We start from the raw sequence: 23639 nt of genomic DNA, 5'->3' as shown, positions 1-23639 counted from the left end.
GGCCGTGGGGGGGGGGGGGGGGGGGGGGGGGGGGGGCCCCCCCCCCCCCCCCCCCCGCCCCCCCCGCGCCCCCCCCCCCCCCCCCCCCCCCCCCCCCCCCCCGGCCCCCTCGAGCCACGCTCAGTAGATGACCTCGCCGCGCGCACGACGGGCGCGCAGAGTCTCCACAGCCTCGGTCAGGATCTGCTCTGCCTCGTCGTCGCTCCGACGCTCCTTCACGTAGGCGAGGTGCGTCTTGTACGGCTCGATCTTGGGAGCCGTCGGAGGGTTCTCGTGGTCCTGGCTGGCCGGGAGGCCGCATCGCGGGCAGTCCCACGAATCGGGAACCGCGGCCTCCATCGCAAAGCTCAGAACCGTCGTATGGGTGTTGGAACAGAAGTAGGAGATCGCCCGGCGTGGCGCGGTGTCCCCGCGCTCGGCCTCCCCCATCGGGCCTGAACCGACCCGACTACCTCGAATGGCACCGCCTGACACCTGTGGACTCCTCGCCCCTCGTCGCAGTCATCGCCACCGGCGCACGCCGGGTCGATCAGAAGTGTAAACGGCTCAGCACCCCGGGTCGAGATGCCGCGATCAGAAAAGTGGCGCGATCAGCTGTAGGTGAAGAGCAGACCGAGTGCCACGCAGCAGATGCCCCAGATCACCGCGGTGCCGACCGTGATGCGGTCGAGGTTGCGCTCGGCCACCGACGAACCGCCGAGGCTGCTCGAGACTCCGCCACCGAACATGTCGGAGAGGCCGCCGCCACGTCCCTTGTGCATGAGCACGAGGACGATGAGCAGCACGCTCGACAGGATGAGCAGGATCGAGAAGGTGAGGATCACGAGGATCGTCCTTTGGTCGCGGCGTACGGTCGGTCGTGGATCAGGCCACGCCCGACAGGTCGGGGAGGTCGTAGAACCGGCAGATGCCGGCGAACTCCTCCGCTTGGAGGCTGGCTCCCCCGACCAGAGCGCCGTCCACGTCGGACTGCGCCATGATCGCAGGCGCGTTCGCGGCCTTCACCGATCCTCCGTACAGGATACGCACCCGCTCGGCAGCCTGCGAAGACCACGTCTTGGCTACCTGCTCGCGGATCGCGGCGCAGACCTCCTGGGCGTCCTCGGGGGTCGCCACCTCGCCGGTGCCGATGGCCCAGACCGGCTCGTAGGCGATGACGGACTCGGCGACCTGGTCGGGCGACAGTCCGGCGAGGGAGCCCTCGACCTGCGAGGTGCTGTGGGCGACGTGGGTGCCCTCCTTGCGGACGTCGAGACCCTCACCCACGCAGACGATGGGCGTCATGCCGGCGTCGAGGGTCTTGAGCGCCTTCGCGGCGACCGTGGCGTCGTCCTCGCCGTGGTGCTGGCGCCGCTCGGAGTGTCCGACGACGACGTAGGAGCAGCCGAGCTTGGCCAGCATCCCGGCCGAGATCTCACCCGTGTAGGCGCCGGCGTCGTGAACCGACACGTCCTGCGCGCCGTAGCGGATCTTCATGCGGTCGCCGTCGACGATCGTCTGAACGCTCCGCAGATCGGTGAACGGCGGGACGACGGCCACCTCCGCCTTGTCGTAGTCGTGCTTCTTGTCCTGGAGCACCCAGGCGAGCTTCTGCACCAGGACGACAGCCTCCTGGTGGTTGAGGTTCATCTTCCAGTTCCCCGCGATCAGCGGGGTGCGCTTGTGCGCCATCGTCGTCAGCCCTCCAGGACCTGCAGGCCGGGGAGGTCGCGGCCCTCGAGGAACTCGAGGGACGCGCCGCCACCGGTCGAGATGTGACCGAACTGCTCGTCGCGGAAGCCCAGGCGCCGCACGGCGGCGGCCGAGTCGCCACCACCGACGACGGAGAGCCCGTCGACCTCGGTGAGGGCTCCGGCGATCGCCTGGGTGCCCGCAGCGAACGCGGGGAACTCGAACACGCCCATCGGACCGTTCCAGAAGACGGTGCGAGATCCGCGGATCTGCCGCGCGAACGCCTCGCTCGACTCAGGCCCGATGTCGAGCCCCATCTGGTCGGACGGCATCGCGTCGGCGGCGACCGTCGTCGGAGGCGCGTCGGCCGAGAACTCGGGCGCCACCACGATGTCCGTCGGGAGCACGATCTCGACCCCCTTCTCTGCGGCGCGGGCGAGGTAGTCCTTGACCGTGTCGATCTGGTCGGCCTCGAGCAGCGAGGCACCCACGCCGTAGCCCTTGGCCGCCAGGAAGGTGAAGACCATCCCGCCGCCGATGAGGAGCGCGTCGGCCTTGTCGATCAGGTTGTCGATCACGCCGAGCTTGTCCGAGACCTTGGACCCTCCCAGGACGACCGCGTAGGGGCGCGCGGGGTCCTCGGTGAGCCGGCTGAGCACGTCGACCTCGGCGAGCACGAGGCCGCCCGCCGCCGACGGGAGCCGCTGCGCGATGTCGTAGACGCTGGCCTGCTTGCGGTGCACCACGCCGAAGCCGTCGGAGACGAACGCGTCGCCGAGCTGGGCGAGCTCGTCGGCGAACGCACCCCGCTCGGCGTCGTCCTTGCTGGTCTCGCCGGGGTTGAAGCGGACGTTCTCGAGGACCGCCACCTGACCGTCACCGAGACCGGCGACCACCTCGTGCGCCGAGGCGCCGACGGTGTCGCCGGCGAACGTCACGTCCTGGCCGAGGAGCTCGGCGAGCCGCAGCGCGACCGGCTCCAAGGAGTAGGCCGGGTCGGCCTTGCCCTTGGGACGGCCGAGGTGCGCCATGACGACGACCTTCGCACCGGCGTCGGCGAGACGCCGGATCGTCGGCACGCTCGCGCGGACACGCCCGTCGTCGGTGATCGTGGTGCCGTCGAGCGGCACGTTGAGATCGCTGCGGACCAGCACGCGCTTGCCGCGCAGGTCGCCAAGGTCGTCGATGGTCTTCACTGTGCTCCCCGGGGAGACGTTGCTCGGATCGGTTCTGGTCGGCGAGACGCTCAGAGCGACTGACCGACGTACGAGGTGAGGTCGACGAGGCGGTTGGAGTAGCCCCACTCGTTGTCGTACCAGCCGACAACCTTGACCTGGTCGCCGATCACCTTGGTCAGGCCCGAGTCGAAGATGCACGAGGCCGGATCGGTGACGATGTCGGTCGACACGATCGGGTCCTCGGTGTAGACGAGGTAGCCCTTCAGCGGACCCTCGGCGGCCGCCTTGACGACGGCGTTGACCTCCTCGACCGAGGTCTCGCGGGGCGCGGTGAACGTCAGATCGGTCGCCGACCCGGTCGGGACGGGGACGCGGAGCGCGTAGCCGTCGAGCTTGCCCTTGAGCTCGGGGAGCACGAGGCTGACGGCCTTCGCGGCACCCGTGGAGGTCGGGACGATGTTGATGGCTGCCGCACGAGCACGACGGAGGTCCTTGTGGGGGCCGTCCTGGAGGTTCTGGTCCTGCGTGTAGGCGTGGATCGTCGTCATGAGGCCACGCACGATGCCCAGGCCGTCGTTGAGCGCCTTGGCCATCGGCGCGAGGCAGTTGGTCGTGCATGAGGCGTTGGAGATGATGTGGTGCGACGCGGGGTCGTACAGGTTCTCGTTGACGCCCATCACGACCGTCAGGTCCTCGTTCTTGGCGGGTGCCGAGATCAGGACCTTCTTGGCGCCGGCGTCGATGTGGGCCTTGGCCTTGGTGGCGTCGGTGAAGAAGCCGGTCGACTCGATCACGATGTCGACACCGAGGTCGCCCCACGGCAGCGCCGACGGGTCGCGCTCCTCGAACGCCTTGATGGTGCGGCCGCCGACGGTGATGGAGCTCTCGTCGTACGAGACGTCCTCCGGGAGCCGACCGAGGATCGAGTCGTACTTGAGGAGGGTTGCGAGGCTCTTGTTGTCGGTCAGGTCGTTGACGGCGACGACCTCGAAGTCAGCCCCCGAGGCCAAGGCGGCCCGGTAGAAGTTGCGGCCGATCCGGCCGAATCCGTTGATACCTACGCGCACGGTCACGACGCTTCTCCTTCGAGGATCACTCATCAGGCACTGGATCTGACGATCACCACGACCCTATCGCGGGGTCCGGACGCCCGCGCACACGGCTTCGGGGCCGTGGATCAGGCGCCGTCGGCCAGCATGTCGTCGGTCAGACAGGCCTCGGTGTCGGGAATGCCGAGGTCCGCCGCCCGCTTGTCTGCCATAGCCAGCAACCGCCGGATCCGGCCCGCGATCGCGTCCTTCGTCAGTGCCGGGTCGTGAAGCTGGCCCAGCTCCTCCAGGCTCGCCTGCTTGTGCTCGACGCGCAACTGGCCGGCGGTGCTGAGGTGGTCGGGCACGTCGTCCCCGAGGATCTCCAGCGCCCGCTCCACACGTGCGCCGGCGGCGACCGCGGCGCGCGCCGAGCGGCGCAGGTTGGCGTCGTCGAAGTTGGCGAGGCGGTTGGCCGTCGCCCGCACCTCGCGGCGCATCCGGCGCTCCTCCCAGGCGAGCAGGGACTCGTGGGCACCCAGCCGGGTCAGCAAGGCGCCGATGGCCTCGCCGTCGCGGATGACGACACGATCGACTCCCCGGACCTCGCGTGCCTTGCCCTGGATGCCCAGCCGGCGGGCCGCACCCACCAGCGCGAGAGCAGCCTCGGGGCCTGGGCACGTCACCTCGAGCGCCGAGGACCGGCCAGGCTCCGTCAAGGACCCACGAGCGAGGAACGCGCCACGCCAGGCAGCGACCGCGTCACAGGTCGCGCCCGAGACCACCTGCGGAGGCAGGCCGCGGACCGGGCGGTTGGCGGCATCGAGCAGTCCGGTCTGACGTGCCAGGGCGGCACCGTCGCGCGCGACGCGGACGACCCACCGGGTGCCCTTGCGGATGCCGGCACCCTGGAGCACCTGCACCTCGCTGGCGTGCCCGTAGACGTCGGCGATGTCGTTGCGCAGCCGCCGCGCGGCAGCGCCGGTATCGATCTCGGCCTCGACCACGATCGCGCCCGCGACCAGGTGCAACCCGCCACCGAACCGCAGCAGCGAGGACACCTCGGCCTTGCGGCAGCACGCCTTGGTGACCGTTGTGCTCGACAGCTCAGACTTCACCTGCGTGGTCATCGCCATGCGCGTACTCCTCTTGATTGTCCTCGCCGGCCCAGACGTGGATCCTCCTGCGCCACTGTACGCGCGCCGCTGGGCGTTCGTGCCCACCTGGAGGGGGGTTCGGGCGCTCGTCGCGGAGCCTCCCGGCCGATGGTCCACGCCCCGCGCGACGTGCTGCTGAGAACTGTCACTAGGTGACCCGCATGATGCGGTCGTACGCCGCCGCGAGACGCAGCGGGTCGTGGCGCGCCGACCCGTCGTCACGCGCCAGCCGGTCGAGGACCAGCTCCGCACCGAGGTCGTCGGCCGCGGCACGGAGGCTGGGCTCGTCCGCCACCGCGTCGCGGTCGGCGAGCACGACGTCGACTCCCAGACGAGGCGCGTGCTCGGCGATCACCTCGAGGTGGCGCTCGGGCGAGAAGCCCTCGGTCTCCCCCGGTTGCGCCTCGAGGTTGAGGACGAGCATCCGCTGTGCGGACGTCTCGTGGAGGGCGCGAGACAGCTCGGGCACCAGCAGGTTGGGGATCACGCTCGTGAACCACGATCCGGGACCGACGACGACCCAGTCGGCCTCACGGACGGCGACAGGTGCCGGCGGCGACGCCGGTGGGTCCACCGGCTCCAGCCGGACGCTCACCACGTCACCGGGCGCCGTCGCGACCTCCGCCTGCCCTCGGACGACCGTGAGCCCGCCGTCGCCCTGCCGGACGGTCGCCTCGATGTCCAGAGGGATCGAGCTCATCGGCAGGACGCGGCCGCGCGACCCGAGGAGCCGTCCGATCCAGTCGAGCCCGGCGACGTGGTCGCCGAGCAGGTCCCACAGGCTCACGATGAGGAGGTTGCCCAGCGCGTGGCCGCTGAGCTCTCCGCCGGAGTCGAAGCGGTACTGGAGGACCTGGGCCCACGTCTGACCCCACTCGTCCTCACCGCACAGCGCCGCCAGCGCCTTGCGGAGGTCACCGGGCGGCAGGACGCCCAGCTCGGTGCGCAACCGGCCCGAGCTGCCACCGTTGTCGGCGACCGTGACGACCGCCGTGATCTCGCCCGGGAGGTAGCGCAGCGCCGACAGGCTGGCGGCGAGCCCGTGCCCGCCGCCCATCGCGACCACTTTGCGCTGCGTCAGGGGCGAGACGCCCAGACCCCCGCGATGCGGCGCGCTCACTCGCGCCCCAGGTCACGGTGGACGACGAGGGTACGGACGTCGTGCGCGCGCAACCGCTCGCCGAGCGCCTCCGACATCGCGACGCTGCGGTGGCGCCCACCCGTGCACCCGATCGCGATCGAGAGGAACCGCTTGTTCTCGCGGACGAAGCCGTTGGTGAGGGTGGCGAGGAGAGCCTCGTACTGGTCGAGGAACGGGAGGGCGTCGGGCTGTCCGAGGACGTACTCGCTGACCTCGGGATCGAGCCCACTCATCGGCCGCAGGGAGTCGACCCAGTAAGGGTTGGGGAGGAAGCGCATGTCGGCGACCATGTCGGCGTCGACGGGGATGCCGTACTTGAAGCCGAACGAGACGACGGTCGCCCGCAGCGGGTGCAGGTCGGGGTCTTCGAAGGCCGCGGAGACACGGGCAGACAGCTGGTGGACGTTGAGACGCGACGTGTCCACCACGAGGTCGGCCTTGGAGCGCAGGTCGCGCAGCAGCTCGCGCTCGACACGGAAGCCGTCCAGGAGCCGCCCCTCGGTCCGGAGCGGGTGCGGACGCCGCGCAGCCTCCTGACGACGGACCAGCACCTCGTCCGCGGCCTCCACGAAGATCACGGTCGAGCGCAGCCCTTCTTTGCGGACGCTCTCGAGCGCTCCCTCGAGAGCGGAGAAGAACTGCCGCGACCGGGCGTCGACGACCACGCCGAGACGGGTCGCGGCGTGGCTCTGACCGAACAGGGCGACGGCGTCGCCGAGCAGCTGGGGCGGCAGGTTGTCGACCACGAAGTAGCCGAGGTCCTCCAGCACCTTGGCCACCGTGCTCCGGCCGGCCCCGGTCATGCCCGTCACGAGGACGAGCTCCTCCACCCCGGACGTACTAGTTGCCTCGACGCTCACGACCCCTCCTCGATGATCTCGCCGGTGGTCATGTTGATCGCGGGGGCCGTCGGCGTGGTCCGGTCCCCGGCGAGTGCTTCGACGACAGCGGTCGCCGTACGCGGCCCGAAACCGGGCACCGCCGCGACCTCCTCGACCGTGGCAGCGCGCAGCTTCTTGAGTGAGCCGAACCGACGAAGCAGAGCCTTGCGGCGGACCTCGCCGAGTCCTGGCACGTCGTCGAGAGCACTCTCCACCATGGTGCGGGACCGCCGCCCGCGGTGGTGGGTGATGGCGAACCGGTGCGCCTCGTCGCGAACGCGCTGGAGGAGATAGAGGCCCTCGCTGGTGCGAGGCAGGATGACGGGGTCCTCCTGCTCGGGGAGCCACACCTCCTCGAGCCGCTTGGCCAGTCCGCACAGCGGGATGTCGTCGACCCCCAGCTGCCGCATCGCGTCGTAGGCCGCTGCGACCTGCGGAGGGCCGCCGTCGACGACGACGAGTCCGGGCGCGTAGGCGAACTTGCGCGGCTTGCCGGTGTCGGGGTCGACCAGCGCCGGCCCCTCGGCCTCGTCGTCGCCCCCGAGCTCCGGTGCGGCGAGGGCAGCACGCTCGTCGAGGTATCGCCGGAACCGCCGGGTGATCGTCTCGTGCATCGACGCCACGTCGTTCTGCCCCTCCACGCCGCGGATGACGAAGCGCCGGTATTCGCTCTTGCGAGGCAGACCGTCCTCGAACACGACCATCGACGCGACGACCTCGGTGCCTTGGAGGTTGGAGATGTCGTAGCACTCGATCCGCAGCGGTGCCTCTGGCAGCGCGAGGGCGACCTGCAGCTCCTCGAGGGCGCGCGTACGGGTCGTCAGGTCGCTCGCCCGCTTGGTCTTGTGGAGGATGAGCGCCTGTCTGGCGTTGCGCTCGACGGTCTCCATCAGGGCGCGCTTGTCACCGCGCTGGGGGACGCGGATCGCGACCCTGCTCCCCCGCTGCTGCGTCAGCCAGTCCGCGACCGCGGCGGCGTCCTCGGGCAGTGTCGGGACGAGGACCTCGCGCGGGATCGCCTCGGCCTGCTCGCCGTCGTACAGCTTCATCATCGCCCGCTCGACCATCTCTCCCGTTCCCGCGTCGTCGGTCTTGTCCGCCACCCAGCCACGCTGGCCGCGGACCCGCCCGCCGCGGACGGAGAAGATCTGCACCCCGACCTCGAGCGGGTCGTCGGCGAGGGCGATCACGTCGGCGTCGGTCCCGTCACCGAGCACGACGGCGTTCTTGTCGAGCGCCTTGCGCAGCGCGTTGATGTCGTCGCGCAGCCGGGCCGCCCGCTCGTACTCCTGCTCACCGGCGGCTGCCCGCATGTCTCGCTCGAGCCGCTTGATGTAGGTCGTCGTGTTGCCGGCCAGGAACGAGCAGAAGTCGTCGACGATCTCGCGGTGCTCCTCGGGGCTGACCCGACCGACGCACGGCGCCGAGCACTTGCCGATGTAGCCCAGGAGGCAGGGCCGTCCGATCTGCTCGGACCGCTTGAAGACGCCGTTGGTGCACGAGCGCATCGGGAAGACCCGCAGGAGCAGGTCGACGGTCTCGCGGATCGCCCACGCGTGGCTGTAGGGGCCGAAGTAGCGCACGCCCTTGCGCTTGGCACCCCGCCCGACCATCACCCGGGGGAACTCCTCGTCGAGCGTCACGGCCAACCACGGATAGGACTTGTCGTCGCGGTATTTGACGTTGAACCGCGGGTCGTACTCCTTGATCCACGTGTATTCGAGCTGGAGTGCCTCCACCTCGTTGGAGACGACCGTCCACTCGACGCTCGACGCGGTCGTCACCATCTGCTGGGTGCGCGGGTGGAGGTGAGCGATGTCCTGGAAGTAGGAGGAGAGCCTCGACCGCAGCGACTTGGCCTTGCCGACGTAGACGACCTGCCGGTTGTCGTCGCGGAACCGGTAGACGCCCGGCGCATCGGGGATGGATCCCGGTGCGGGACGGTACGTCGCTGGATCGGCCACAGACAAAGCGTACGAGGCGGCGCCGACACCGGCCGCGGGGCCGGGAGGTCAGGCGAGGAAGAGCGTGTCACCCTCGACGCGGACCTCGCGGGCCTCGAGCGGCTTCTTCGCGGGGCCCCGCTCCACCGATCCGTCCTCGATCGAGAACTCGCTCCCGTGGCACGGGCACACCATCAGGTCGTCGTCGATCTTGCTCACCGCGCAGCCCTGGTGTGTGCAGACGGAGGAGAAGGCCTTGAACTCGCCCTCGGTCGGCTGCGTGACAAGGACGTTCTCGCCCTCGAAGAAGCGTGCGCTGCCCACCGGGACCTCGCTGGTCGCGCCGAGCTCGGTGCCACCCGCAGAGCCGCCACCGGTCGTCGCGCCACCGGCGGGCGGAGCGCTGGTCGTGCTGGAGCCGGACGGCGCGTCCTCGCCCCCGCACGCGGCCAGAAGACCACCAGTCACGGCGACACCTCCCAGGACGCCCACTCCCTGGATCACGGTGCGTCGCTTCATCGTGCCCTCGCTCATCGGTCGGTCCCTTCGTCGGACGTCGTCGTGTCGGTAGAACGTTCAACGGTCCGCCCCCGTCGATGGTGCCCGCTGCTGCATGGGCGTACGGCGAACCGTCAGGAGGTCTTCTTGGCCGCCGTCTTCTTGGCTGCGGCCTTCTTGGCGACCGTCTTCTTCGCCGCGGGCTTCTTCGCCGCGGGCTTCTTCACTGTCGACTTCTTGGCCGCTGACTTCGTGGTCGGGGCCCCCTCGGCGGCGGTCTCCAGCGCGGCGGCGCGCGCCGCCGCACGCTTCTCGGCGGCCGACGCCTTCGCGGACGCGGTCCGGCCCGATCCCATACGGATCCGGCCGGGCGTCACGTCGAGCGCCGGCTGGAGGGACGGCTGCTTCGCCTCACGGCCCTCGAGGAGCGGCTTGAGGAAGTGGCCGGTGTAGCTGTCCGGGTGCGCGGCGATGTCCTCCGGCGTGCCCTCCGCGACCAGCGTCCCTCCTCGGTTGCCACCGTCGGGACCCATGTCGATCAACCAGTCGGCCGTCTTGATGACGTCGAGGTTGTGCTCGATGACGATCACGGAGTTGCCCTGGTCGACGAGCCGGCCCAGGACGCCGAGCAGCTTGCGAATGTCCTCGAAGTGCAGACCGGTGGTCGGCTCGTCCAAGACGTACAGCGTGCGGCCGGTCTGGCGCTTCTGGAGCTCGGCGGCGAGCTTGACGCGCTGCGCCTCGCCACCGGACAGCGTCGGCGCGGGCTGACCGAGGCGGACGTAGCCGAGGCCCACGTCCACCAGCGTGTTGAGGTGGCGTGCGATCGCCGGGATCGCCTGGAAGAACTCCTTGGCCTCCTCGATCGGCATGTCGAGGACCTCGGCGACCGTCTTGCCCTTGTAGTGCACCTCGAGCGTCTCGCGGTTGTAGCGCGCCCCGTGACAGACCTCGCACGGCACGTAGACGTCGGGCAGGAAGTTCATCTCGATCTTGATCGTGCCGTCACCCGAACACGCCTCGCACCGGCCGCCCTTGACGTTGAACGAGAAGCGTCCCTGCTGGTAGCCCCTCACCTTCGCCTCGGGCGTCGCGGCGAAGAGCTTGCGCACGTGGTCCCAGACGCCCGTGTAGGTCGCCGGGTTGGATCGCGGCGTCCGGCCGATCGGCGACTGGTCGACGTGGATGATCTTGTCGACCTGCTCGACGCCGGTGATGTCCTTGTGGCGTCCTGGAAGGGTGCGCGCGTTGTGGATCGTCCGGGCGAGAGATGTGTAGAGGATGTCGTTGACCAGCGTCGACTTGCCCGAGCCGGACACGCCCGTCACGGCGACGAGCTGCCCGAGCGGGAACGTGACGTCGATGCCCTTGAGGTTGTGCTCGCGCGCGCCTCGCACCACGAGCTCGTGACCCTCGCGTCGCGGGCGGCGCTCGGCCGGTACGGAGATCTCACGACGACCGGAGAGGTAGGCACCGGTGATCGACTCCTCCGACGCGTACAGCTCCTCGACAGGGCCGGAGACGATCACCTGCCCACCGTGCTCCCCCGCACCGGGACCGATGTCGACGGCCCAGTCGGACGCCCGGATCGTGTCCTCGTCATGCTCGACCACGATCAGCGTGTTGCCGAGGTCTCGCAGGCGCACCAGCGTCTCGATGAGGCGGTGGTTGTCACGCTGGTGAAGGCCGATCGACGGCTCGTCCAGGACGTACAGGACGCCGACCAGACCGGCGCCGATCTGGGTCGCCAGACGGATGCGCTGCGCCTCGCCGCCCGACAGCGACCCCGCCGCGCGGTCCAGGCTCAGGTAGTCGAGGCCGACGTCGAGCAGGAACCGCAGGCGCTCGTGGATCTCCTTGAGGACGTGCTGGCCGATCTGGCTCTCACGCTCGGACATCTCGAGGTCGCTGAGATATCGGGCGGCCTCCTCGATCGACAGCGCGGACACCTCGGCGATGTTCTTCTCGCCCTGTGTGGCCGAGGCAACGGTGACCCCCAGGATCACAGGCTTGAGCCGCGTGCCACCGCAGGTCGGACAGGGCACCTCGCGCATGTAGTCCTCGAAGCGCTCCCGCGTGGTGTCGGACTCGGCCTCGGCGTGCCGACGCACGACGTACGGGATGACACCCTCGAAGGAGCTCCAGTACGAGCGCTCGCGCCCGTACCGGTTGCGGTAGTGGACGTGGACCTGCGTCGGGTGTCCCTCGAGCAGCGCCTTGCGGGCTTCTGCCGGCAGCTCCTCGAAGGGAGTGGAGGTCGTGAAGTCGAGCTCCTCGGCCAACGCGTCGATCAGACGGCCGAAGTAGTCGGCGACGTGCGCGGCCGACCACGGAGCGATGGCCCCGTCGTCGAGCGACAGCGAGGGGTCCGGGACGACCAGCTCAGGATCGACCTCCATCCGGGTGCCGAGGCCGGAGCACTCGGGGCACGCGCCGAACGGGGCGTTGAAGGAGAAAGAGCGCGGCTCGAGCTCATCGACGGCGAGGGGGTGCTCGTTGGGGCAGGCCAGCTTTTCGGAGAAGCGGCGCACGCGGCCCGGATCGTCGTCGGGCAGGTCGACGAAGTCGAGCAGGAGGAGGCCGTCGGCGAGGTTGAGCGCGGTCTCGACGGAGTCGGTGATGCGCTGCTGCGAGGTCGGCTTGACGACGAGGCGGTCGACGACGACCTCGATGTGGTGCTTCTTCTGCTTGGCGAGGGCCGGCGGGTCGTCGGCGAGGCTACGGACCTCGCCGTCGACGCGCACGCGGCTGTAGCCCTGCGACTGAAGCTGGCGGAACAGGTCGAGGTATTCGCCCTTGCGGCCCCTGATGACCGGAGCCAGCACCTGGAAGCGGGTGCCCTCCTCGAGCGCCATGATGCGGTCGACGATCTGCTGCGGGGTCTGCTTGGTGATCGCCTCGCCGCACACGGGGCAGTGCGGGTGCCCGATCCGCGCGTACAGCAGACGGAGGTAGTCGTACACCTCGGTGATCGTGCCGACGGTGGACCGCGGGTTGCGCGAGGTGGACTTCTGGTCGATGGAGACCGCCGGCGACAGGCCCTCGATGAAGTCCACGTCGGGCTTGTCCATCTGGCCGAGGAACTGACGCGCGTACGCGGAGAGGCTCTCGACGTAGCGGCGCTGGCCCTCGGCGAAGATCGTGTCGAACGCCAGCGATGACTTGCCGGAGCCGGACAGGCCGGTGAAGACGATCATCGCGTCCCGCGGGAGGTCGAGGGAGACATCCTTGAGGTTGTGCTCGCGGGCACCGCGAATGAGCAGTCGATCTGCCACCTGATCAGCCTTCCTGGAGGTCGCGCGAGTCGAGGAGAAAGGGCGCGGACCAGCGCCCGGGCAGCACTCGACCCACGCTTGCAATCGTACCGGCGGGTCCTGACAGGAATGCTTGACGGAATCGGCTGACCAGTCACCGTCCAGGCCTGGCATGGTGATCCCATGGCGACCCCCCACGACGTGATGGACCTGGTGGACTCCCGCACGCGAGACCTCCTGCTCGCGCTCGGCGCACTCGAGGACGCCGACATGCGGGCGCCCAGCCTCCTCCCCGGATGGACCCGCGGCCACGTCGTCACCCACCTGGCCCGCAACGCCGACGCGCTCGTCAACCTGCTCACGTGGGCACGGACCGGGGAGGAGACGCCCATGTACGCCTCCCCCGCCGCTCGTGACGCCGACATCGAGGCCGGCGCCCACCGCGACGCCGACGCGCTCCTGGACGACCTCACGGAGGCGTCGGTGAGATGGATCACCACGGCGCGGCAGCTCCCGGAGGAGGCGTGGGGCCGCACGGTCGTCGCGCGAGGCGGCAAGGAGGTCCCCGGGTCGTGGGTGCCCATGCTCCGGGCGGGTGAGGTGATCGTCCACCACTACGACCTCGACCTCGGCTACACGCCCGAGAAGTGGCCGCAAGGGTGGGTCTCCCTCGCGCTGCACGACGCCACCCGCGGCCTGAGCGACCGCGCTGGGGAGCTGCTCGCCCTGCGGTCGACCGACTCCGGCTTCGGGGTCGGCGACGGCGGTGGGCGTACGGTGTCGGGCACGCAGTCCGACCTCCTCGCGTGGGTGACCCGTGGGATCGTCGGTCCGTCCCTGACCACCGCCGGCGACCTGCCCGAGCTCGGACCGTGGCGTTGAGCCGGCGCCGTACCCGCACCGTGGAGGAACGATGACGTACACCGGCAAGGTCACCGTCGGCGGGACGCCGCACGTCCGCGAGCTCGCCGACCTCATCATCACCAAGGTCGCCGTCGGCCCGATGAGCAACAACGCGTACGTCCTGCGCTGCCGTCACACCGACGAGCAGCTGCTCGTGGATGCGGCGAACGACGCCGACACGCTGCTCGAGGTCGTGGGCGAGGCCGGGCTGTCCACGGTCGTGACCACGCACCGGCACGGCGACCACTGGCAGGCACTGGCCGCGGTCGTGGCGGCGACCGGTGCCAGGACCGTCGCCGGTGCCGACGACGCCGAGGAGATCGGCGTCCCCGTCGACGTCGTCGTCACCGACGGGGAGGAGATCCCCGTCGGACGGTCACGGCTCCAGGTCATCCACCTCGTGGGGCACACTCCGGGCTCGATCGCCCTGCTGTTCGACGATCCCGACGGGATGCCGCACCTGTTCACCGGCGACTCGCTCTTCCCGGGCGGGGTCGGCAAGACGGGCTCGCACGACGACTTCGTGACGCTCCTCGGCGACGTCGAGCACAAGGTGTTCGACCAGCTGCCGGACGAGACGTGGTTCTACCCCGGGCACGGCGACGACTCGACACTCGGAGCCGAGCGGCCACACCTGGCCCAGTGGCGCGAACGCGGCTGGTAGACGGCCCAGACCCGTCCTGGGACGTCATGGGGGCCTGGTCTCGCAGCCCGTCACAACGACGGGGGGCGTCTCAATTGCTTTCGCATGTGCACGTCATCTCGGCCCAATGTCGGGACCCATTCCCAGCGAAAGATTTCCTCGTACCCCAGGCCCTTGTAGAACGCAGGTGCTTGGAACGTGAAGGAGGTGACGAACACGTGCGTGCAGCCCTTATCCGCAGCCTGACTCTCGAACGCTGCCATCAGCGTGGCGCCGAGACCGGTTCCACGCCGGTCCTCGCGAACCCAGGTCATCCCGATGCCAGCCGCCTGTCCCCAAGTCCAACCCGAGACTCCGGCGATCAACTCACCTTCGTGCTCCGCTTTGACGGTGAGTTCCTCAGGCGGAGTAACGCCAGGGGTCGCGGCAACGTTGAACCGGGTCAGTTCGTCGTTGAGCCGCTGGTCAAGTGCCGCGTCGGCGTTGCCGATCACTATCCGTTCGTCGCGCATGGCGCGACCGTATCGGCACACCTGGACACATTCAGGCATCGGCAGATGAGGGCGTTCGACCTCACCAGTTCTCGGACGGGTCGCCCATGTCGGGGGCGGGGTTCTTGATGCCTGCCGACTGGTTGCGATGCAGGTGGGCGGGGGCCAGGTTGCCGGGGTCTTCCGCGTACTGCGGGTACTGGGACAGCGGGTGCGGGTAGTGGTCCACGGAGAAGGAGTCGGTGTCGTCGTCGCATCGCTGGCTGCACTGGCGCGGCCGCGGCTGGTGAGCGGTCAGGCGGCGACGGGCATGCGCCGCGAGGTGAGGACCGTCAGCTCGTCGACGCTCATCTGCAGCGTCGGGTCGCGCTCGTCCCAGACCTCGTCGAGGACGTGCTGCTCGTACGCGGGTGCGGCGGTGACGACCGGAGCCGCGACAGGGCTGACCTCCGCGGTGGCGGCAGGCTGCTGCGTCGCCTGCTTCTTCGTGAAGATCACCCACAGGGCCTGACCGCCGATCACGACCCAGATGAGGTTCGCCGCGGCGGAGGGCCAGATCCCGTTGAACGCCGCGACCGCCCCCATCAGGCCGGCGCCGAGGAGGTTGGCGGACTGGTAGCGCGCCGAGGCGGCGCTCCAGCGACCGCGGCTGACGAGAAGGTACGCGGCAGCGCCCGCGACTGCGCCGAACCACCCGAGGGCGGTGACAAAGTCGGCGAGGGAGAACATGTGCGGCTCCGAGAGATCGTGCGTGGATGAGGGGATGTCGGCGACCGGATGTCTCACTGCGGCGACCCCCTCAGTGTGCGTCGCGCAAGGGTTAAGCACAATCGACCTATCCTTGATGAGCCGTTTAGTATTGCTAAATGGCCTCCATCGATCCCCGCCGTCTCGCGGTTCTCCTCGCCGTCCACCGCTCCGGCGGCATCCTGGCGGCCGCCGACGAGTTGAACGTCACACCGTCGGCGGTGTCGCAGCAGATCGCACGGCTCGAGTCCGAGGAGGGTCTAGACGTCCTGGACCGCGGTCCTCGCGGCGTCACGCTGACCCCCGCCGGCCGCGTCCTCGCCGAGACCGCGGAACGCATCGAGGCGGAGCTGGTCGAAGCCCGCAAGTCGCTCGCGACCCTGAGCGGCGACGTCTCCGGGCGCGTCGCGCTCGGGGCGTTCCAGACGTCCATCCAGGCGATCGTCGGCCCGTCCCTCGGGCAGGTCCGCGAGACCTATCCCGGCATCGAGGTCACCGTCGAGGAGCACGAGCCGGACGACGCCCTCCGCCTGCTCCGGGCCGGCGAGCTCGACCTCGTGCTGGTCGAGCAGGACGAGGAGGCCGTCTCACCGGCGCCGCGCGGGACTCACGACGTGATCCTCCTCGACGAGCCGTGGCGCGCCGTCATCCCCTCCTCGTTCGCCACGCCGACCCAGGCCGCCGACCTCGCGGACGCCCGATGGCTCGGAGCCGAGCCTCAGACGGCCGCGGCACGAGCACTGCAGCGCCTGGCGCGCACGCTGGGAGGGCAGCTGACGATGGTCCACCAGTTCACGAGCTTCGAGACGGCGTACGCCCTGGTGGCCGCCGGGGAGGGCGTGGCCATGGTGGCGGCGCTCGCGCTCCACCAGGACCTTCCCGCCGGCGTCGAGGTGGTCGCGCTCCCGGGACTGGGCTCGCGTCGCGTGATCGCCCGGCACCGGCAGAACCGGCGCGAGCCCGGCCTGGCCGTCTCCGCCGTGGTGGAAGCACTGGTGGCTGCGGCGGGGCGGGTGGAGCTCGGCTGAGCCCTACCGGTCACCCGGCGGACGGTCGAGGACCGGCGGGGCGCAGGCGGCTGGCGGACACCCACTGCTCCACCAACGTCCCCTCCCCCTCCTTGCCCGGGACGAACGCGACTCGGGCAACCCAGCCCTGCGACTCGCGACGCCACTCGATCACCAGACCGGGGTAGGCGTCGGACTCGTACCGGCTCAGCGAGACCCAGACGTGCCTCACTCCGCCCCCCTCACGAGGCGGGGCGACGGCACGCTCCTCCTGGCCGTATCGCCTGTTCGCGCCCACGTCGGACAGGATACGCCTCGTTCGAACACGCGTTCGAACCACTCTCTGTGCGTGGGGGGTTGCGGCCGACGCCACGGCGCACGACAGTAAACCCACGCGTTGCCGGCGTACGAGGAGGAGTGTCATGAGCGACACCGGGCCCGGGTCCACGTCGTCCGATCAAGAGGAGGGCCGGCCGACGGAGCTCAGGCGCTTCCTCACCCCCAGGCTCCTCCTGCTGTTCATCGTCGGTGACATCCTCGGCACCGGCGTCTATGCGCTCACCGGGCAGGTGGCGGCCGAGGTCGGCGGCGCGGCGTGGCTGCCCTTCCTCATCGCCTTCGCCATCGCGACCCTGACCGCGTTCTCGTACCTCGAGCTCGTGACGAAGTATCCCCAGGCCGCCGGTGCGGCGCTCTACACCCACAAGGCGTTCGGGATCCACTTCCTCACGTTCCTCGTGGCGTTCGCGGTGCTCTCGTCCGGGATCACGTCGGCCTCGACCGCGTCGCGTGTCTTCGCGCGCAGCCTCGACCAGGGCTTCGGGCTCGACCTGGACAGCACCGGCATCCTGATCGTGGCCCTGCTGTTCATGGTCGCGCTCGCACTGGTCAACCTCCGTGGGGTCGCCCACGGGATCATCACCAACGTCGTCCTCACCGTGGTCGAGCTCTCCGGGCTCCTGCTGGTCCTCCTCGTCGGCATCTGGGCGGTCGTCGAGGGAAACGCCGACTTCTCCCGCGTCGTCGCGTTCGACACGCCCGAGGACAAGAACGTCTTCCTCGCTGTCACCACGGCGACGTCGCTGGCGTTCTTCGCGATGGTGGGCTTCGAGGACTCGGTCAACATGGCGGAGGAGACGAAAGACCCCGTCTCGACCTTCCCGCGGATCATGCTGACCGGGTTGTCGATCACGGGACTCATCTACGTTCTCGTCTCGATCACCGCCGTTGCGCTCGTCCCGATCGGCCGGCTCGCCGCGACGGAGACGCCACTGCTCACCGTCGTCGAGCTCGGCGCACCCAACCTCCCGATCGACGAGATCTATCCGTTCATCACGATGTTCGCCGTCGCCAACACGGCGCTCATCAACATGCTCATGGCCAGCCGGCTCCTCTACGGCATGGCCAGGCAGCACGTGCTGCCACCGGCGCTGGCCCACGTCGGTCGCCGGCGGCAGACGCCATGGGTCGCGATCCTCTTCACGACCCTCCTCGCCCTGGGGCTCATCACCTACGTGTTCAACGCGAGCGAGGACGCCGTCGCCACCCTCGGCGGCACCACCGCACTCCTCCTGCTCGCGGTCTTCACGATCGTCAACGTCGCGGTGCTGGTGCTGCGCCGCGACCGCGTCGACACCCGCCACTTCGTCGCGCCGACCGTCATCCCGGTGGTCGCCGCCGTCGTCTCGCTCTATCTCGTGACGCCCCTGTCGGGTCGCGACACCGAGCAGTACGAAGTTGCGGGACTGCTGCTCGGCCTCGGAGTGGTGCTGTGGATCATCACCTGGATCATCAACCGCGCGTTCTACGCCGAGCGCACCTACGTGAAGGACCCCGCCGAGCTCGACTGAGCCCGACGGGGTCCGAGGTGAGGTGGGTCGCTCACCAGAACTTCTTGCGCCACCAGCGCGGGAAGTGTCCGATGGCGCCCTTCTTGGCGACACGGTCGCTCTTGGCGAAGCCCTGCCACTTCTCACGCTTGTGCTTGCTGGTCAGGCCGAGCTTGCGGGTGCAGGCCGGCCATGCGCCCCACCCTTGCCGCCTGAGGACCTTCTCCGCGACCGCGATCTGCTCGCGGCGCTTGGCCTTGTAGGCGGTCGACGCATACTTCTTGCCGCCGTACGACCGCCAGGTTCCTGGGTTGAACTGCAGACCACCGTGGTAGCCGTTTCCGGTGTTGATGTGCCACCGACCTCCCGCCTCGCACTTGGCGAGGCGCTCCCAGGTCCGGTCCTTGGCCGCGCTGGCGGGCGTACTGGTGAAGACCAGCAGACCGGCGACCAGACCCATGAGGGCGAGCGTGGTGGCGACGCCGCGCTTGGCGACGCGAAGGGCGTTGTTCATGTGTTCCTTCACAACGCCTGCGGGGTTAGCTGTCGGGTTCGGGCCGAAGGTGCCCTGCCGGTCACGGACGAGTCCGCGACCGGGCTTCACCCCAAGGAGCCGTGGCTCCGGAATTGGGTTCCCCACTCCTGTCCGTCATGTTCGTGGTTCGCCGGCCCCCGTTGACCGACCCTCCGGGGTAGGTCTCGCCCGCGGACAGGATTCGGCGTCGAGCAAGACCTCAGTCAGACTAACCCACATAATCTGGACAACAAGCCCAGGCAGTCCGCAAGCCACCTAGAGCGGACTCGCGGACCCCGGGCGGACGACGATCAGCGCGGCGGGACGTCCTCGCGATCGTCGGGCCGCTTGGGCTGCGGCTGGTGGCGGGTCTTCCACAGGCTGGCGGCCGCGGTCAGGGCCAGGACCACGATGATCACCGCGAGGCTCATCAGCGTCGGGATCTCCGGCACGTCGAGGTGCTCGCCGTTGTTGATGAACGGGAGCTCGTTGGTGTGCAACGCGTGGAGGACGAGCTTGACGCCGATGAAGGCGAGGATCACGGACAGGCCGAGCGACAGGTACACCAGACGCTGGAGCAGCCCGCCCAGCAGGAAGTAGAGCTGGCGCAGGCCCATGAGCGCGAAGATGTTCGCCGTCAGGACGAGGTACGGCTCCTTGGTGATGCCGTAGATCGCCGGGATCGAGTCCAGCGCGAACAGCAGGTCGGTGGTGCCCAGGGCCAGGATCACGAGGAACATCGGCGTCAGGAACCGCTTGCCGTCGATGTGCACGGTCATCTTCATGCCGTGGAACTCGTCGGCGACGCTGAAGTGCCGCTCGGCGAACCGCACGACGGCGTTGTCGCCGGCCTCCTCGTCGTCGTGGTTGCGATAGCTCTTGACCAGTCCGTACGCCGTGTAGACGAGGAAGAGGCCGAAGATGTAGAAGACCCAGCTGAAGTTGTTGATCGCCGCGGCACCGAGACCGATGAAGATCCCGCGGAAGATCAGGGCGAGGATGATGCCGATCATCAGCGCCTCTTGCTGATAGACCCGGGGCACCTTGAAGCTCGCCATGATGATGATGAAGATGAACAGGTTGTCCACCGAGAGGCTGTACTCGGTGAGCCATCCGGTGAAGAACTCCAGGCCGTACTGACCGCCGTGGAAGCCCGTCACCCAGATGCCGAACGCGACCGCGAGTCCGACATAGATGGTGAGCGCGACCCCGGCTTCCTTCATCGACGGCTCGTGGGGCCTGCGCGCGATCACGACGACGTCGAACAGGAGCACGGCGACGGTGACGCCGATCGTGATCCACCACTCGAGGGGTGTGACGTTCATACGGTTCGGTTCCTCCGGTCGGATGGGTTGTCTGGCCGGAGGTCTCTTCCGCCGGGCCGGCGCGAGGAGCACCTGACACGGCTCGACCCGCCGGGCCAGCGCGCTGGCCGTGATGACGACGGGTCGACGAAAGGAATACTCCCCTCCCTGCGCCATTGTGCCAGAGGGCGCCCCGGGTGCTCGTGTCGCAGACCTCGCTAGGCTCGCGCCGTGGCAGTGAGACACGTAGGCCTGGTGGGCACGCTGACGAGCCCCGGCGCGAGGCGGGCTCTGCTGCGCCGAGGCACGAGGTCGACCATCCCCGAGGTGCTCGACACCGCCCCTCTCCAGGCTCGCGAGGTCGAGGTGCCGGGACAGGCCGCGGCGTACGGGTTCACCTGGGAGCGCCCGGATGCCGACACCGAGGACTGGTACCCCCAAGGCGTCACCACCTCCGCGGACGCGACCGCCGGGGACGCACCCGGCGGCACCGGAGGGCGCGACGTCGTCGCCGTCAGCTGGTACGCCCACCACCACGCACGACGCAACGGCGCCCGGCTGACCTTCGTCGACCTCGCGACGCTGCGCTACCAGCACGTGCTCCTGGTCAGGGCGCGACGAACCCCCTGGGGCGTCCGTGCGCGGCCCGTCCCGACCCATGCCGGCGGCATCGCCTGGTACGGCCCGTACCTGTACGTGGCCGCGACCCGCGCGGGCATCTACGTCGTGCGGATCGACGACCTGCTCCGCCTGCCCGACGGCGCTCGCGGCGGGCCCTCGAGGCGGCTGGGTTACGAGCTGGTCCTGCCGGTGTTCGCGAAGCTGTCGGCGTGGAGCCGCGACGACGGCAGCCGGCTGCGCTACTCCTTCTTGTCGATCCAGCACGGCAGCCCGGAGGACGGCAGCCCAGCGTCTCTCGTCGTCGGTGAGTACGGCGGGGTCGGAAAGACCCAGCGGCTCTGGCGGTTCCGGCTGGACCCGCGCACGCACCTGCCCGTTCGAGATCCTGACACCGGACGACTGACACCCGACGAGCTCCATCCGGAGCAGGCCGCCAGGATGCAGGGAGCGACCGCCATCGACGGCACGTGGTACGTGACCACGAGCCAGGGCCGGGGCAACAACGGCGACCTGCTCGTCGGCAGACCGGGCGCGTTCCGACGGCACAAGAAGGTGCTCCCGACGGGGTGCGAGGACATCGCCGCGTGGCCGCAGCAGCGGAGGCTGTGGTCGGTGACCGAGTGGCCCGGGATGCGGTGGGTGTACGCCGTCGATGCGGATGCGTGGGAGGGACCGTAGGCCCGCGGGGTGGCGCGGGCCGTCCGGCCTCTCCGATCAGCCGGCGCCGGCGGCCTGCATCTGGCGGAGCTCCTTTTTGAGCTCGCCGATCTCGTCACGCAGTCGTGCCGCCACCTCGAACTGAAGGTCCTCCGCGGCTGCGTGCATCTGGGAGTTGAGTCCTTGGATCAGCTCGGCCAGCTCGGAGGCCGCCATCGACGACGTGTCGACGCGCGTGCCGTCACCGGACGCTCCGACGAGCGGGACCGGTGACTTGCCGCGCGACTGTGCCCGACCCGACCCGACGAGCTGCTCGATGTCCGCGTCCTCGCGAGCGAGCATGTCGGTGATGTCACCGATCTTCTTGCGCAACGGGGTCGGGTTGATGCCGTGCTCGGTGTTGTAGGCGACCTGGATCGCACGTCGGCGGTTGGTCTCGTCGATCGCCTGCTCCATCGAGGGCGTCACTGAGTCGGCGTACATCACGACCTGCCCCGAGACGTTGCGGGCAGCACGCCCGATCGTCTGGATCAGCGACCGGCCGGAGCGCAGGAAGCCCTCCTTGTCGGCGTCGAGGATCGCCACCAGGCTCACCTCGGGCAGGTCGAGGCCCTCACGCAGGAGGTTGATGCCGACGAGCACGTCGTACTCGCCCATCCGCAGCTCGCTCAGCAGCTCCACCCGCCGCAGCGTGTCGACCTCGCTGTGGAGGTAGCGGGTGCGGATGCCGGCCTCGAGCAGGTAGTCGGTCAGGTCCTCGGCCATCTTCTTGGTCAGGGTCGTGACGAGCACCCGCTCGTTGCGCTCGACCCTGCCGCGGATGAGCTCGATGAGGTCGTCGATCTGCCCCTTGGTCGGCTTGACGATGACCTCCGGGTCCACCAGACCGGTCGGACGGATGATCTGCTCCACGATCTCGTCCGGGTCCTTGACCTTGGACATCTCGTAGGGGCCCGGCGTCGCCGAGAGGTAGACGGTCTGGCCGATCCGCTGGAGGAACTCCTCCCACTTGAGCGGCCGGTTGTCCATCGCGCTCGGAAGTCGGAACCCGTGCTCGACCAGCGTCCGCTTGCGAGACATGTCGCCCTCGTACATCCCGCCGATCTGCGGGATCGTGACGTGCGACTCGTCGACGACGAGCACGAAGTCCTCGGGGAAGTAGTCGAGGAGGCAGTTGGGTGCCGTGCCTGGCAGGCGCCCGTCCATGTGGAGGGAGTAGTTCTCGATGCCCGAACAGCTGCCGACCTGACGGATCATCTCCATGTCGTAGGTGGTGCGCATCCGGAGCCGCTGCGCCTCGAGGAGCTTGCCCTGGCTCTCGAGCTCGTCAAGCCGGTGCTCGAGCTCGTTCTCGATGCCTCGCACGGCGGTCTCGAGCCGCTCCGGCCCGACCGTGTAGTGCGTCGCGGCACCGACGTAGAGCTCGCGCTCCTCGCTGAGCACCTCGCCGGTCAACGGGTGCAACGTCATCAGCCGCTCGATCTCGTCACCGAAGAACTCCACCCGCACGGCGAGCTCCTGGTAGACCGGGAAGATCTCGAGGGTGTCGCCGCGCACGCGGAAGGTGCCGCGCGTCGCCGCCAGGTCGTTGCGGGCGTACTGAGCCACGACGAGGGTGCGAAGGAGCTTGTCGCGGTCCATCTCAGAGCCGACCTGGAGGTGGATCATGCGGTTCATGTATTCCTCGGCGGACCCGAGGCCGTAGATGCACGACACCGTCGCGACCACGATCACGTCGCGGCGGGTGAGGAGGTTCCAGGTGGCGGAGTGCCGGAGCCGCTCGACCTCCTCGTTGATCGAGGAGTCCTTCTCGATGTAGGTGTCGGTCTGCGGGACGTACGCCTCTGGCTGGTAGTAGTCGTAGTACGAGACGAAGTATTCGATGGCGTTGTCGGGGAAGAAGTGCCGGAGCTCGTTGGCGAACTGGGCGGCGAGGGTCTTGTTGGGCTGCATCACGAGCATCGGGCGCTGCAGCTTCTCGGCCAACCAGGCGACCGTCGCCGTCTTGCCCGTGCCCGTGGCGCCGAGCAGCACGGTGTCGGTCTCCCCGCGCTCGACGCGCTCGGCGAGCTTCTTGATCGCCTCCGGCTGGTCGCCGCTGGGCTCGAAGTCGGCGACCACGCGCAGGGGCGCGACCTGGCGCTGGAGGTCCTTCACGGAACGCATGCTTCG

General features: G+C 69.4%; 23 protein-coding genes and 1 riboswitch. Of the genes, 5 read left to right on the top strand and 18 right to left on the bottom strand.

The genetic code is table 11. From position 1 onward, the window contains the following. Nucleotides 1-120: 120 nt before the first annotated feature. From KV100_RS03810 to uvrA, 11 genes are all read right to left on the bottom strand, one after another. On the bottom strand, nucleotides 121-474 hold the full coding sequence (locus tag KV100_RS03810; RefSeq protein WP_220341566.1) for an RNA polymerase-binding protein RbpA: 354 nt from the start codon (nucleotides 472-474) through the stop codon (nucleotides 121-123). A gap of 116 nt (nucleotides 475-590) precedes the next feature. Further along, the gene (gene secG / locus KV100_RS03805) at nucleotides 591-824 is read right to left on the bottom strand and encodes a preprotein translocase subunit SecG (protein WP_220341565.1); all 234 of its coding nucleotides are present in this window, start codon (nucleotides 822-824) and stop codon (nucleotides 591-593) included. A gap of 40 nt (nucleotides 825-864) precedes the next feature. Continuing rightward, entirely contained in the window at nucleotides 865-1671 is an 807-nt protein-coding gene (gene tpiA, locus KV100_RS03800) for a triose-phosphate isomerase (RefSeq protein ID WP_220341564.1), read from the bottom strand. 5 nt (nucleotides 1672-1676) lie between these two features. After that, on the bottom strand, nucleotides 1677-2867 hold the full coding sequence (gene pgk / locus KV100_RS03795; RefSeq protein ID WP_220341563.1) for a phosphoglycerate kinase: 1191 nt from the start codon (nucleotides 2865-2867) through the stop codon (nucleotides 1677-1679). Between the two features lie 50 nt (nucleotides 2868-2917). Next, nucleotides 2918-3922 (bottom strand): type I glyceraldehyde-3-phosphate dehydrogenase, encoded by a 1005-nt coding sequence (gap, locus tag KV100_RS03790; RefSeq protein WP_220341562.1) that lies wholly within the window; start codon nucleotides 3920-3922, stop codon nucleotides 2918-2920. Between the two features lie 104 nt (nucleotides 3923-4026). Further along, nucleotides 4027-5013, bottom strand: coding sequence for a DNA-binding protein WhiA (whiA, locus tag KV100_RS03785; protein ID WP_220341561.1), 987 nt, complete (start codon nucleotides 5011-5013; stop codon nucleotides 4027-4029). Nucleotides 5014-5182: 169 nt separating this feature from the next. Further along, nucleotides 5183-6091: a uridine diphosphate-N-acetylglucosamine-binding protein YvcK gene (gene yvcK, locus KV100_RS03780; RefSeq protein WP_220342487.1), complete on the bottom strand. Its 909-nt coding sequence runs from the start codon at nucleotides 6089-6091 to the stop codon at nucleotides 5183-5185. Between the two features lie 59 nt (nucleotides 6092-6150). Continuing rightward, nucleotides 6151-7035 (bottom strand): RNase adapter RapZ, encoded by an 885-nt coding sequence (rapZ, locus tag KV100_RS03775; protein WP_301022614.1) that lies wholly within the window; start codon nucleotides 7033-7035, stop codon nucleotides 6151-6153. Next, nucleotides 7032-9020 (bottom strand): excinuclease ABC subunit UvrC, encoded by a 1989-nt coding sequence (gene uvrC / locus KV100_RS03770; RefSeq protein WP_220341560.1) that lies wholly within the window; start codon nucleotides 9018-9020, stop codon nucleotides 7032-7034. The genes rapZ and uvrC overlap by 4 nt, the downstream gene beginning before the upstream one ends. Nucleotides 9021-9068: 48 nt before the next feature. Then, complete coding sequence (locus KV100_RS03765) at nucleotides 9069-9533, bottom strand: Rieske (2Fe-2S) protein (protein WP_220341559.1); 465 nt, start codon at nucleotides 9531-9533, stop codon at nucleotides 9069-9071. A 98-nt stretch (nucleotides 9534-9631) separates the two neighbouring features. Continuing rightward, entirely contained in the window at nucleotides 9632-12772 is a 3141-nt protein-coding gene (gene uvrA / locus KV100_RS03760) for an excinuclease ABC subunit UvrA (RefSeq protein WP_220341558.1), read from the bottom strand. A 162-nt stretch (nucleotides 12773-12934) separates the two neighbouring features. Between uvrA and KV100_RS03755 the strand changes: the two genes are divergently transcribed. Both KV100_RS03755 and KV100_RS03750 read left to right on the top strand, forming a co-directional pair. Continuing rightward, a complete protein-coding gene (locus KV100_RS03755) occupies nucleotides 12935-13633 on the top strand; it encodes a maleylpyruvate isomerase family mycothiol-dependent enzyme (protein ID WP_220341557.1) in 699 nt (232 codons plus the stop codon). A 31-nt stretch (nucleotides 13634-13664) separates the two neighbouring features. Further along, nucleotides 13665-14318: an MBL fold metallo-hydrolase gene (locus KV100_RS03750; RefSeq protein WP_220341556.1), complete on the top strand. Its 654-nt coding sequence runs from the start codon at nucleotides 13665-13667 to the stop codon at nucleotides 14316-14318. Nucleotides 14319-14368: 50 nt separating this feature from the next. Here KV100_RS03750 and KV100_RS03745 read toward each other — a convergent pair whose 3' ends face one another. The 3 genes from KV100_RS03745 to KV100_RS03735 all read right to left on the bottom strand — a co-directional run bounded on the left by KV100_RS03745 (nucleotide 14369) and on the right by KV100_RS03735 (nucleotide 15517). Beyond that, nucleotides 14369-14809, bottom strand: a complete 441-nt coding sequence (locus tag KV100_RS03745; protein WP_220341555.1) for a GNAT family N-acetyltransferase — start codon at nucleotides 14807-14809, stop codon at nucleotides 14369-14371. Nucleotides 14810-14870: 61 nt separating this feature from the next. Beyond that, complete coding sequence (locus KV100_RS03740) at nucleotides 14871-15017, bottom strand: hypothetical protein (protein WP_220341554.1); 147 nt, start codon at nucleotides 15015-15017, stop codon at nucleotides 14871-14873. A gap of 65 nt (nucleotides 15018-15082) precedes the next feature. Then, complete coding sequence (locus tag KV100_RS03735) at nucleotides 15083-15517, bottom strand: hypothetical protein (RefSeq protein WP_220341553.1); 435 nt, start codon at nucleotides 15515-15517, stop codon at nucleotides 15083-15085. A 137-nt stretch (nucleotides 15518-15654) separates the two neighbouring features. Between KV100_RS03735 and KV100_RS03730 the strand changes: the two genes are divergently transcribed. Next, complete coding sequence (locus KV100_RS03730; RefSeq protein ID WP_220341552.1) at nucleotides 15655-16563, top strand: LysR family transcriptional regulator; 909 nt, start codon at nucleotides 15655-15657, stop codon at nucleotides 16561-16563. Between the two features lie 10 nt (nucleotides 16564-16573). On the opposite strand, the gene KV100_RS03725 is transcribed toward KV100_RS03730, so the two are convergent. Beyond that, complete coding sequence (locus KV100_RS03725; RefSeq protein ID WP_220341551.1) at nucleotides 16574-16774, bottom strand: hypothetical protein; 201 nt, start codon at nucleotides 16772-16774, stop codon at nucleotides 16574-16576. Nucleotides 16775-16964: 190 nt separating this feature from the next. Between KV100_RS03725 and KV100_RS03720 the strand changes: the two genes are divergently transcribed. Further along, nucleotides 16965-18392, top strand: coding sequence for an APC family permease (locus KV100_RS03720; RefSeq protein WP_220341550.1), 1428 nt, complete (start codon nucleotides 16965-16967; stop codon nucleotides 18390-18392). 31 nt (nucleotides 18393-18423) lie between these two features. On the opposite strand, the gene KV100_RS19895 is transcribed toward KV100_RS03720, so the two are convergent. Both KV100_RS19895 and KV100_RS03710 read right to left on the bottom strand, forming a co-directional pair. Then, nucleotides 18424-18885, bottom strand: coding sequence for a transglycosylase family protein (locus KV100_RS19895; protein ID WP_220341549.1), 462 nt, complete (start codon nucleotides 18883-18885; stop codon nucleotides 18424-18426). Continuing rightward, a riboswitch (cyclic di-AMP (ydaO/yuaA leader) is annotated at nucleotides 18886-19049 on the bottom strand. 147 nt (nucleotides 19050-19196) lie between these two features. After that, entirely contained in the window at nucleotides 19197-20210 is a 1014-nt protein-coding gene (locus tag KV100_RS03710) for a TerC family protein (RefSeq protein ID WP_220341548.1), read from the bottom strand. A 210-nt stretch (nucleotides 20211-20420) separates the two neighbouring features. Between KV100_RS03710 and KV100_RS03705 the strand changes: the two genes are divergently transcribed. Then, complete coding sequence (locus tag KV100_RS03705) at nucleotides 20421-21488, top strand: hypothetical protein (protein WP_220341547.1); 1068 nt, start codon at nucleotides 20421-20423, stop codon at nucleotides 21486-21488. Nucleotides 21489-21524: 36 nt separating this feature from the next. On the opposite strand, the gene uvrB is transcribed toward KV100_RS03705, so the two are convergent. After that, the gene (gene uvrB, locus KV100_RS03700) at nucleotides 21525-23633 is read right to left on the bottom strand and encodes an excinuclease ABC subunit UvrB (RefSeq protein ID WP_220341546.1); all 2109 of its coding nucleotides are present in this window, start codon (nucleotides 23631-23633) and stop codon (nucleotides 21525-21527) included. Nucleotides 23634-23639 lie beyond the last annotated feature (6 nt).

The organism is Mumia sp. zg.B21, assembly GCF_019550855.1.
GTDB lineage: Bacteria > Actinomycetota > Actinomycetes > Propionibacteriales > Nocardioidaceae > Mumia.
Note: the sequence above shows the minus strand (reverse complement) of the source record. Positions and strands in the feature narration are given on the sequence as shown.